The organism is Stappia sp. G46H5W (assembly GCF_058448995.1).
Window position 1 is genome coordinate 118,261 of sequence record NZ_JBZFLL010000001.1, and the last position, 10,096, is coordinate 128,356.

Annotated in this window: 10 protein-coding genes; 5 read left to right on the forward strand and 5 right to left on the reverse strand. The window is 66.9% G+C overall.

All coding sequences use genetic code 11. The features are described 5' to 3' along the window. Positions 1-84 precede the first annotated feature (84 nt). The 5 genes from ACVJ6E_RS00525 to ACVJ6E_RS00545 all read left to right on the forward strand — a co-directional run bounded on the left by ACVJ6E_RS00525 (position 85) and on the right by ACVJ6E_RS00545 (position 4,636). Positions 85-1,185: an ABC transporter substrate-binding protein gene (locus ACVJ6E_RS00525; RefSeq protein ID WP_491676405.1), complete on the forward strand. Its 1,101-nt coding sequence runs from the start codon at positions 85-87 to the stop codon at positions 1,183-1,185. Positions 1,186-1,307: 122 nt separating this feature from the next. Further along, a complete protein-coding gene (locus tag ACVJ6E_RS00530) occupies positions 1,308-2,180 on the forward strand; it encodes a branched-chain amino acid ABC transporter permease (RefSeq protein WP_120268227.1) in 873 nt (290 codons plus the stop codon). Between the two features lie 2 nt (positions 2,181-2,182). Next, entirely contained in the window at positions 2,183-3,130 is a 948-nt protein-coding gene (locus ACVJ6E_RS00535) for a branched-chain amino acid ABC transporter permease (RefSeq protein WP_120268228.1), read from the forward strand. Next, a complete protein-coding gene (locus ACVJ6E_RS00540) occupies positions 3,127-3,927 on the forward strand; it encodes an ABC transporter ATP-binding protein (protein ID WP_120268229.1) in 801 nt (266 codons plus the stop codon). Before ACVJ6E_RS00535 ends, ACVJ6E_RS00540 begins: the two co-directional genes overlap by 4 nt. Next, entirely contained in the window at positions 3,914-4,636 is a 723-nt protein-coding gene (locus ACVJ6E_RS00545; RefSeq protein ID WP_120268230.1) for an ABC transporter ATP-binding protein, read from the forward strand. Before ACVJ6E_RS00540 ends, ACVJ6E_RS00545 begins: the two co-directional genes overlap by 14 nt. 13 nt (positions 4,637-4,649) lie before the next feature. On the opposite strand, the gene ACVJ6E_RS00550 is transcribed toward ACVJ6E_RS00545, so the two are convergent. From ACVJ6E_RS00550 to ACVJ6E_RS00570, 5 genes are all read right to left on the reverse strand, one after another. Further along, positions 4,650-5,069: a c-type cytochrome gene (locus ACVJ6E_RS00550; RefSeq protein WP_491676379.1), complete on the reverse strand. Its 420-nt coding sequence runs from the start codon at positions 5,067-5,069 to the stop codon at positions 4,650-4,652. Beyond that, positions 5,066-5,479, reverse strand: coding sequence for a Cu(I)-responsive transcriptional regulator (gene cueR / locus ACVJ6E_RS00555; protein WP_120268231.1), 414 nt, complete (start codon positions 5,477-5,479; stop codon positions 5,066-5,068). The genes ACVJ6E_RS00550 and cueR overlap by 4 nt, the downstream gene beginning before the upstream one ends. A gap of 78 nt (positions 5,480-5,557) precedes the next feature. Continuing rightward, positions 5,558-6,712, reverse strand: a complete 1,155-nt coding sequence (locus ACVJ6E_RS00560; RefSeq protein WP_120268232.1) for an FAD-dependent monooxygenase — start codon at positions 6,710-6,712, stop codon at positions 5,558-5,560. Positions 6,713-6,722: 10 nt separating this feature from the next. After that, the gene (locus ACVJ6E_RS00565) at positions 6,723-8,741 is read right to left on the reverse strand and encodes a TonB-dependent receptor (protein WP_120268233.1); all 2,019 of its coding nucleotides are present in this window, start codon (positions 8,739-8,741) and stop codon (positions 6,723-6,725) included. Further along, the gene (locus tag ACVJ6E_RS00570; RefSeq protein ID WP_120268234.1) at positions 8,738-10,003 is read right to left on the reverse strand and encodes an MFS transporter; all 1,266 of its coding nucleotides are present in this window, start codon (positions 10,001-10,003) and stop codon (positions 8,738-8,740) included. Before ACVJ6E_RS00570 ends, ACVJ6E_RS00565 begins: the two co-directional genes overlap by 4 nt. Between the last annotated feature and the right edge of the window lie 93 nt (positions 10,004-10,096).

Consider the following 10,096-nt stretch of genomic DNA (forward strand, 5'->3'; position numbering starts at 1 on the left):
ACTGCACTGGACCTGTGGGAGGAAACAAGAATGGCAGTTTTCGGAAAATGCATCCGTGGCGCGGCCCTGCTGGCCGGTGTCGCCATGGTCTGGGCGGCCCCTGCGGCGGCCGACACCATCAAGATCGGCGCTTCGCTGTCGGTCACGGGCCCTGCGTCCTTCCTCGGCGATCCCGAGGCCAAGACGCTGGAAATGTATGTCGAGAAGCTGAACGCCGAAGGCGGCGTCAACGGCAAGCAGCTGGAGCTGATCGTCTATGACGACAGCGCCGATGCCAACAAGGCGCGCACCTTCGCCACCCGCCTGGTGGAAGACGACGAGGTCGTCGCGGTGGTCGGCGGCTCCACCACCGGCACGACGATGGCGATGATCCCGGTCTTCGAGGATGCGGGCATTCCCTTCATCTCGCTCGCCGGCGCCGTGGTCATCATCGATCCGGTGAAGGAGTTCACCTTCAAGACCCCGCATACCGACCGCATGGCCTGCGAGAAGATCTTCGCGGACATGCAGGCCAAGGGCCTTGCCAAGATCGGCATGATCTCCGGCACCGGCGGCTTCGGCAAGTCGATGCGCGAGCAGTGCCTCTCGGTGGTCGGCAACTACGGCATCGAGATCGTCGCAGACGAGACCTACGGTCCGAGCGACTCCGACATGACGCCGCAGCTGACCAACATCAAGAACGCTGCCGGCGTCCAGGCGGTCATCAACCCCGGCTTCGGCCAGGGTCCGGCCATCGTGACGCGCAACTACAAGCAGCTCGGCATCGAGGTGCCGCTGTACCAGAGCCACGGCGTTGCCTCGAAGTCCTTCATCGACCTGGCCGGCGATGCGGCCGAGGGCGTGCGGCTTCCGGCCTCGGCCCTGCTCGTGGCCGACAAGCTGCCAGACAGCGACCCGCAGAAGGCCGTCGTCACCGGCTACAAGTCGATGTACGAGGAAAAGACCGGCCTGCCGGTGTCGACCTTCGGCGGCCACGCCTATGACGGCCTGATGATCCTGGTCGACGCGATGAAGCGTGCCGGTTCCGAGGATCCCAAGGCTATCCGCGACGAGATCGAGAAGACCTCGGGCTTCATGGGCACCGCCGGTGTCGTGAACATGTCGGCGGACGACCACATGGGCCTCGACCTGACCGCGTTCCGCATGCTGGAAATCCGCGGCGGCGACTGGACGCTGGCCGAGTAAGGCGCAAGCCCTCCCCCGCCGCGCGCCCGGCGAGATCCGGCGCGCGGCGGGGCTCCTGCTCACGACATCGAAGGCCCCCGGCCCCGCCGCATCGACGGCGCGGGCAAGCTGACGGCGGACCCATGCCCGAGTTGCTGCAATTCTGTGTTTCCGGACTGACGGTCGGCGCGGTCTACGCGCTGGTCGCGCTCGGTTTCACCATCATCTACAACGCCTCCGACGTGGTGAACTTCGCGCAAGGCGAGTTCGTCATGATCGGCGGCATGACCACGGTCTTCGCCACCGCCGCCGGCGTGCCGCTGCCGCTGGCCGTGATCGGCGCCATCCTCGTTGCGATGGTGGTCGGGCTGCTGCTGCACCGGCTGGCCATCGAGCCGGCGCGCGGCGCCTCGCCCGTGACCTTGATCATCATCACCATCGGCGCCTCGATCTTCCTGCGCGGCCTTGCCCAGGTGGTGTTCGACAAGCAGTTCCATTCGCTTCCCGCCTTTTCCGGCGACACGCCGATCCGCTTCGGCGGCGCCGCGATCCTGCCCCAGAGCTTCTGGGTGCTCGGCGGGGCGGCGGTGATCGTCGTGCTGCTGTGGGCCTTCTTCAACCGCACGCTGATCGGCAAGGCCGTGCTGGCAACGGCAGCGAACCGGCTGGCCGCCCGCCTCGTCGGCATCAACACCTCCTTCGTGGTGGGCCTGTCCTTCGTCATGTCGGCGGCCATCGGCGCCATTGCCGGCATTCTCGTCACCCCGATCACCCTGACCAGCTACGACGTCGGCATGCTGCTGGCGCTCAAGGGCTTCGCCGCGGCCATGCTCGGCGGCATGGGCAACCCGCTCGGCGCGGTGGTCGGCGGGCTGGCCGTCGGCCTGCTGGAAGCGCTCGGCGCCGGCTACATCTCGTCCACCTACAAGGACGCCATCGCCTTCATCGTCATCCTCGTCGTGCTCTTCGCCCTGCCGGGCGGCCTGTTCGGCAAGGCCAGCGTGGAGCGTGTGTGACCATGGGCAAGCTTCTCTCCCATCGGCTCGCCGTTCCGGTCGTGATCGCGCTGCTGGTCGTCGCGCTGTCCTTCGCGATGCCATCCAACTTCTACTACCGCGTCGCCGCGCTAGTGTGGATCTCGGCCCTTGCCGTCATCGGGCTCAACCTGCTGATGGGCTATGCCGGCCAGGTGAGCCTCGGCCATGCCGGCTTCTTCGGCATCGGCGCCTATGCCGTCGCCGTGCTGCCGCCGCAGTTCGGCCTGCATCCACTGGTCGCGGTGCTGGCCGGAGCCGTTGCCACCGCCGCCATCGCCTTCCTCGTCGGCCGGCCGATCCTGCGGCTCAAGGGCCACTACCTCGCCGTCGCGACGCTCGGCTTCGGCATCCTGATCGCCATGACGATCTCCAACGAGGCCTGGCTGACCGGCGGACCCGACGGCATGCCTGTCGAGCGCCTCACCGTCTTCGGCTGGCGGGTGCGCGGCGCCGACACCTGGTACTGGATCAGCGGCGGCCTGCTGGTGATCGGAGCGTGGATTGCCTGCAATCTCGTCGCCAGCCCGACGGGCCGGGCCTTGAGAGCGCTGCACGATTCCGAGGTCGCCGCACGGGTCGCCGGCATCGACGTCGCCCGCGCCAAGCTCACAGTCTTCGTCATCTCGGCCGTCTATGCCTCGGTCGCCGGCTCGACGCTGGCCCTGGTCAACGGCTTCGTGACGCCGGACAAGGCCAACTTCCTGCACTCCATCGAGCTGGTGACCATGGTCGTGCTCGGCGGCATGGGCTCGATCCTCGGATCGGTGGCAGGCGCCGCCATCCTCGTGGTGCTGCCGCAGGCGCTGACCGGCTTCCACGACTACGAACACATGATCCTCGGCCTCATCATGATGGTGATCATGATCGTGCTGCGCGCCGGCATCGTGCCGAGCATCGCCGCGTTCTTCCAGGGGAGGCGGAACAAGTGAGCACCACAACGCCTCTTCTTTCGGTGAGCGAGATCGGCATCGCCTTCGGCGGCGTGCGCGCCGTCGACAACGTCAGCTTCTCGGCACGGGCCGGCGAAGTCTTCTCGATCATCGGCCCCAACGGCGCCGGCAAGACCACGCTGTTCAACCTAGTCTCGGGCGTCTACACGCCGAAGGCCGGCAGCGTTCATCTCTCGGGCGAGCCCGTCACCGCGCTGGAGCCCAACCGACTGGCCGAGCGCGGTCTGTCACGCACCTTCCAGAACCTGCAGGTCTTCTTCCGCATGACCGCGCGGGAAAACGTGATGGTCGGCCGGCACCTGCGCGAAAAGCGCGGACTGCTGGCGCATCTGCTCGCCCTGCCCTCCACCGGACGCCAGAACCGGGAGAGCGCGGAGGTGGCCGATGCCCTGCTGGAGCGCGTCGGACTTGCCGCGCAGGCGGACATTCCCGCCGCCAACCTCTCCTATGGCGCGTTGAAGCGCCTGGAGATCGCCCGTGCGCTCGCGGCCGAGCCGAAGGCGCTGCTGCTCGACGAGCCGGCCGCCGGGTGCAATCCGGTCGAGACCGAGGAAATCGAGAAGCTGATCCGCAAGATCGCCGACGATGGCGTCGCCGTGGTGCTGGTCGAGCACGACATGAAGCTCGTCATGCGCATCTCCGACCGCATCCTGGTGCTCGATCAGGGCCGGGTGCTGGCCGAGGGCTCGGCAACCGAGATCCGTTCGAACCCGAAGGTGATCGAGGCCTATCTTGGAACCCACGGCACGCGGGAGGCCAACCTTGCACTCGACTGATCCGCTTCTGCGCGTCGAAACGCTGCGGTCCTCCTACGGGCGGATCGAGGCCCTGCACGGCGTCTCGCTGAGTGTCGCAGCCGGCGAGATCGTTGCGCTCGTCGGCGGCAACGGCGCCGGCAAGACCACCTTGCTGCGCACCATTTCCGGCGTCCAGCCGATGACCGGCGGCAGCCTGTCGTTCCAGGGACGCGACATCTCGCGCGCCAGCCCGCATGCGCGGGTCGCGGCCGGCATCGCCCAGGTGCCGGAAGGCCGGCAGATCTTCGCGCCGCTCGCCATCGAGGACAACCTGCGGCTCGGCGCCTATCTGCGCAAGGATGCGGAGATCGCCTCCGACCTGGAGCGCGTCTACGACCTCTTTCCGGTGCTGAAGGAACGGCGCAGGAACCCGGCCGGCGGCCTGTCCGGCGGCCAGCAGCAGATGCTGGCCATCGGCCGCGCCCTGATGAGCCGGCCGAAGCTGCTGCTGCTCGACGAACCGTCGATGGGCCTTGCCCCGGTGCTCGTCGACCAGGTCTTCGAGATCATCCAGCGGCTGAACCGCGAGGATGGCGTCACCGTCTTCCTGGTGGAGCAGAACGCCTTCGCGGCCCTGTCCATCGCCACGCGCGGCTATGTCATCGAAACCGGAGAGATCGCGATGGAGGGCAAGGGCGAAGCGCTCCTGGCCGATGAGCGGGTGCGCGAGGCCTATCTCGGCGTTTGAGCTAGGACCTGGCTCAGAAGATGCCGTTGGCGCGCTGCAGCTCCCGCACATAGGCGATGATCGCGGCGACATCCTGCGGGCTCGCCTCGGGAACCGGCGGCATGTCGCCGAACGTCCAGTGGTGCTGGCGAACGCCGCGCGTTGCCGCCAGCAAGAAAGCCCCGTCGGCATGATGCCCCGGCTCGTAGATGACGTGGACCAGCGGCGGGGCGATCCCCTGCCGTCCGGCCGCGTTTTCGCCGTGGCAGCTCGCGCAAAGGGCATCGAAGGCGGTTCTGCCCTCGGCGGCAAGACCCGACAGCTCCGGCACGCTCACCTCTGCCATGGCAGACGCGGGCTCCAGCTCGGGTTCGGGCTGCGGACGCAGGACCACCGCCAGCGCGACGATCACGACGGCGGCTCCACCGAGAAGCAGTCCCTTTCGCGAAATCACGAGTGACCGCCGCAGGAGGGCCCGCTGCCCTTGGCGAGATCCTCGAGGATCGGACAGTCCGGCCGCGCATCGCCATGGCAGGAGTCCACCAGCCGGGTGAGTGTCGCCTTCATCGAGCGCAGTTCGGCGATCTTGCGCTCCACCTCGCCGATCTTCTCGATCGCGACCGCGCGCACATCGGCGCTCGCCCGGTGCTCGTCGTCGTAGAGCGACAGCAGCACACGGCATTCCTCGATGGTGAAGCCGAGGCTGCGCGCGCGCTGCAGGAACTGCAGGCGATGGATGTCCATCTCCGAGTAGTCGCGATAGCCGTTGCCGGCACGTGCCGGGCGGATCAACGCGATTTCCTCGTAATAACGGATTGTCTTGGGCGGCAGGCTGGCGAGAGCCGCAGCTTCTCCGATGTTCATGGCACGTCCGACCTGTTGATCTGGATTTGTGCCATGATGAACCTTCCAGCAGGGGCAAGGTCAAGCGCGAACAAACCCTCATGCGATGGAGGGCGATGAGGCCTCCATCTTGCGCGCCATCAGCCGGACCAGCGGCGGACGCATCAGGGTCGGAATGATCCAGGACTGGACCGCAAGGCCGAAGCGGCTGCGCGGAACATAGTGCCCGCCGATCTTCTCCGACTGTTTCTGGAGTCTCCCTGCCACGGGTCGAAGCCGCGCCTCGTAGGCGGCCAGAGCCTCATCCAGCGGGCGCGTCGCGAGCTCGGCCGCCAGCACATGCGCCCCGACGACGGCCGTGGAGGTACCCTGTCCCGACAGGAAGGTCATGCAATGCGCGGCATCGCCCAACAGGACGACCCGTCCGCACGACCATTGCGGCACCTCGACCTGGCAGATCGTGTCGAAGAAGGCGCCCGACCAGTCGACGCCCTCCCGGAAGGTGTCGGAAATCAGCGCCGGCCAGTGCGAAAACCGGCTGACGAGTTCGGCCGTGCGCTTGTCCGCCGGCACGCGGGACGTGTCTTCATCGCGCCAGCAGAACAGGGTCGCCACCGTACCGTCCCCCACCCGGTACAGGCCGGCCTGCAGATCGATATCCATGAAGGCGGCGTAATCGCAGTCCATCTCTCGCGAGGATGGCATCCGCCAGGCGGCGCTGCGATAGCCGAGCGGCTTCAGAAACTTGGAATGCGGGCCGAAATGCAGTTCCCGCACGCCGCTGCGATAGCCGTCGGCGGCAACCACCAGGTCGAAGCGCTCGCTCGACCCGTCGGAAAATTCCGCCTGCACCGCCTTGCCGTCGTCGACGAGAGCAGAGACGGACGTCCCGTATCGGATCGGCACCCGTCCGCCCAGCCGCTCGACCAGAACCTCCTGCAACGCATCGCGCATGATCACCAGCATGCGGTCGCCGCAGGCTGCCGAAAGATGCCGATAGTTGTAGGAGAACAGCTTGCGATCCCGCGCGTCGCGATAGTCGGCCCGCTGGATCGAGATCGACCTCGCCTTCAATGCGTCGATCAGGCCGAGCCGCGCAGCGACCTCCCAGCCGCCGAGATGCAGGCCGACCGCATAGCCGGCCGTGCGCAGCGTCGGCGCCTTTTCCACCACCACCGGCGACAGGCCCGCATCGAGCAGGCAGTTTGCGAGCGCAAGACCGGCAGGTCCCGCGCCCGAAATCAGGATGCGCATGCCGTCCGCCTCAGAACGTGATCTTGAGGCGGCCGCCGATCGTGCGCCCCTGGCCAAGCTGGTAGACGTTGCCGAAGCCGGCGCCGGCGGAGTCGAAGCCGTAGACCGCGTAGGTCTCGTCGGTGATGTTGTCGACGTAGAAGTCCGCGACGACATGCTCGCCATGCTTCCAGGACAGTCCCGCGTCGAACAGCGCATAGGCGCCCTGCCCGACCGTGTTCGCCTCGTCGAACCAGGTCTTTCCGACATAGGTGACGCCGGCGCGCGCGGTCAGGTCGCCGAAGTCGCCCGGCAGGCCGAACGTGTAGGCCGCGGTCAGGTTGGCCGTGACATCCGGCGCATAGGGCACCTTGTTCCCGGTCAGGTTGACGCCCGGATTGGCCGGATTGTTGTAGCTGCTGAAATAGCTGTCGTTGAAGGCAATACCGCCCGACAGCATGAAGGGATCGACCGGCTGCCAGCGCGCCGTCAGGCTGATGCCCTTGCTCTCCACCTCGCCGACATTCTGCAGGTACTGGCCGGTCACCGGACCGACCGACAGCTGATAGTCGTCCGTCATCGTGAAGTAGACGGAGGAACCGAGTTCCAGCGTGTCGTCGAACAGGCTCGCCTTGATGCCGGCTTCATAATTGTAGCTGTGCTGCGGCTGATAGGAGAAGCCGATATTGGCCGGCGTCACCGCGCGGGTGAAGCCACCGGCCTTGAAGCCCGTACTGAACAGCGCGTAGACGAGCACGTCGTCCGTGACCTTGTAGCTGGCCCCCACCTTCGGCGAGAGCGCGGAGAAATCCGCACTGTTCGTCTGGCGCACGCCGGCAAGGGTCGTCGCCGCGTCCACCTCCTCATAGTCGAAGCGCAGGCCACCGGTCAGGTCGATCCGCTCGGTCGCATGCCAGGTCACTTCGCCGAAGGCCGCGTAGGAGCGGATTTCCTGGTGCGAGGCCAGGGTCGAGGCGGGCACTTCGCGGCGGAAGTCGAGATCCTGGAAATAGAGGCCGGCGACATAGTCGAACATCGCCCCTTCCTGCGGATTGGAGGCGATCCGCAGTTCCTGATTGAAGGTCTCCTGCCATTCGGGCGTGTAGGAGCCGAAGATCGTGCGCAGCAGCGAGCGATCCTGGTAGCCGGTCAGCGAGGTGATCGTCGCCGGACCGAGATCGTAGGAGGCGGTCAGGCCGTAGCTGTCGGTCGTCAACTCGTAGTGGGAGGGCACGGGCAGCGAGATGCGGCTGTCCAGCATCGACTGCATGACAAAGCGTTCCTCGTCCGAGGTCCGCTCGCTGCGACCGTAGGAGAACATGATGTCGAGCGGGCTACCCACCGGCGCATAGCGCAGGCGTGCCTGACCGGCCAGCGTCTCGCTGTCACCGGTCCGTTCGCCAGTGACCATGTCGCGCATCTCGCCGTCCTCGCGCTCGGCGCTGAACCAGGCATCGCCATAAAGGACATCCTCGATCAACGCTCCGCCGAAGGCGACGCCGCCCAGAACGCCGAGGCTGTTCACGTCGATCACCGGGTTCAGGAAATACTCGTTCTCCGGCTTGCGGGTGACGACGTTGATCACGCCGCCGATGGCATTGCGGCCATAGAGCGTTCCTTGCGGGCCGTAAAGCAGCTCGACACGCTCCAGCGTCTGCGGCAGGAGTTGGCTGAACAGCGCCTGATCCTGCGGCAGGCCGTCGACATAGAGCTGGGTCGCCGGATTGTAGAAGTCGACCGACGACTGTCCGCGCACGGTGATGCCGGAATAGGCCCGGCTGGAGCGCTGGCGGATCAGCACGTCCGGAAACACCCGGTCGATGCGGTCGATGGTGGAGAAACCGCGCTGTTCCAGCTCGTCCGCTTCGACGGTCGCGACCTCGCCGATCGCCTCGAAGGCATCCTGCAGACGCTTGGTGGCCGACACGAGAACACGGGGAAGCAGCGTCGGCTCGCCCGCCATGGCAGCGTCCTGCGCCTTGGAGGGGAGCGGCCGGAGGACGGCGGCGATGGCGAGGAGGGAAACGCCCAGCAGAGCACGGCTTCTCATTGTTGATTTCCTTGTATTTCCAGTGCCCCCTCAGCGGCGAGGGGCAGGTCCGAGGCAATGGAGTGGCGCCGGGCGAGAGCCGCACCGGCAAGAAGCAGAAGAGCGGCAAGGGCGAAGACAGCCGCATGTCCGAAGGCCTGGCCGATGAAGCCGGCGGCGATGCCGAAGGCGATGGCCATCACCGCATCGGCGCTTTGCAGCAGGGCGAAATCGGTGCCGGCCTGACGCGGCGAGCACCAGCCGATCATCACCGCATAGAGCGCGATCATCGATGTCGCGGCGGCCGCGGATTGGGCAAGGATCAGCGGGGCGACCAGATCGCGTGAGACGATGCCGGCCCACACGCCTGCCAGCGCCAGGAACAGGGCGGCGTTGGCGAGGGCGGCAAGCATCAGGGCGCGCGCGGACGGACGGCGCAGAAGCGCCAGCATGGCAAGCGCGGCGACAAGACCGGCGGCCGCACCGCCCGCCCCCTTGAGCCAGCCGACATCGGCGAGCGTCAGGCCCACATCGACCAGGAACGGGCCGATCAGGGCGATGCCGAGACGCAGGCCCGACTGGTAGACGAGCATGAAGCCGAGGCCCCGGCGATATTCGGGCCTGCGGAAAGACGCCGAAAGACGCGGGCGAAACGCCGCTTCGTCCAAAGGAACAGGCACACCGTCTTCCAGTCCGCGCGCCGCGACGGCCGGGATCGTCAGCACCACGACCACGCCGGCCATGAACAGCATCGAGGCCTGCCAGCCGAACGCGGCATAGACCGGCAACCACGCGCCGACGCCGAGCAGAAACCCGACATAACCGCCGAAGACCCCGGCGCTGCTGACGGTGGCCCGGCGGCTTTCATCGACCACCTCGACCGCCAGGGCGTCGGTGGCGATGTCCTGGGTCGCAGCGAACACCGCAACGCCCAGCAGCACGCAGAGCATCAGCTCGAAGTGTCCGGCCGGTGACAGCAGCGACAGGACCGCAAAGCTCACCGCGATGAGCGACTGGCACACAAGCAGCCAGGACCGCCGCCGGCCGAGGCGGACGACGCAGACCCTGTCGACAAGCGGCGCCCACAGGAACTTCAGCGCCCAAGGCAGGAACAACAGCGCAAGAAGGCCGACCCGGTCGAGCCCCATCCCCTCTTCGCGCAGCACGGTCGGAAGACCGGTCTGCACGAGGCTGCCGGTAATGGCCTGTGCCGCGTAGAGCCCGATGAACAGGCTCAATATCTTGAAAGTGAAGACGCCTGATGCGCCTGATTTCGATGTCATGAAGTGCTTACCCCGACCACATTCCGGCCTTAATTGCCCCCGGCGAGGCCCGCCACCCGGATCAGGCCCGCTTCAGCCCTGATCGGGACTGTT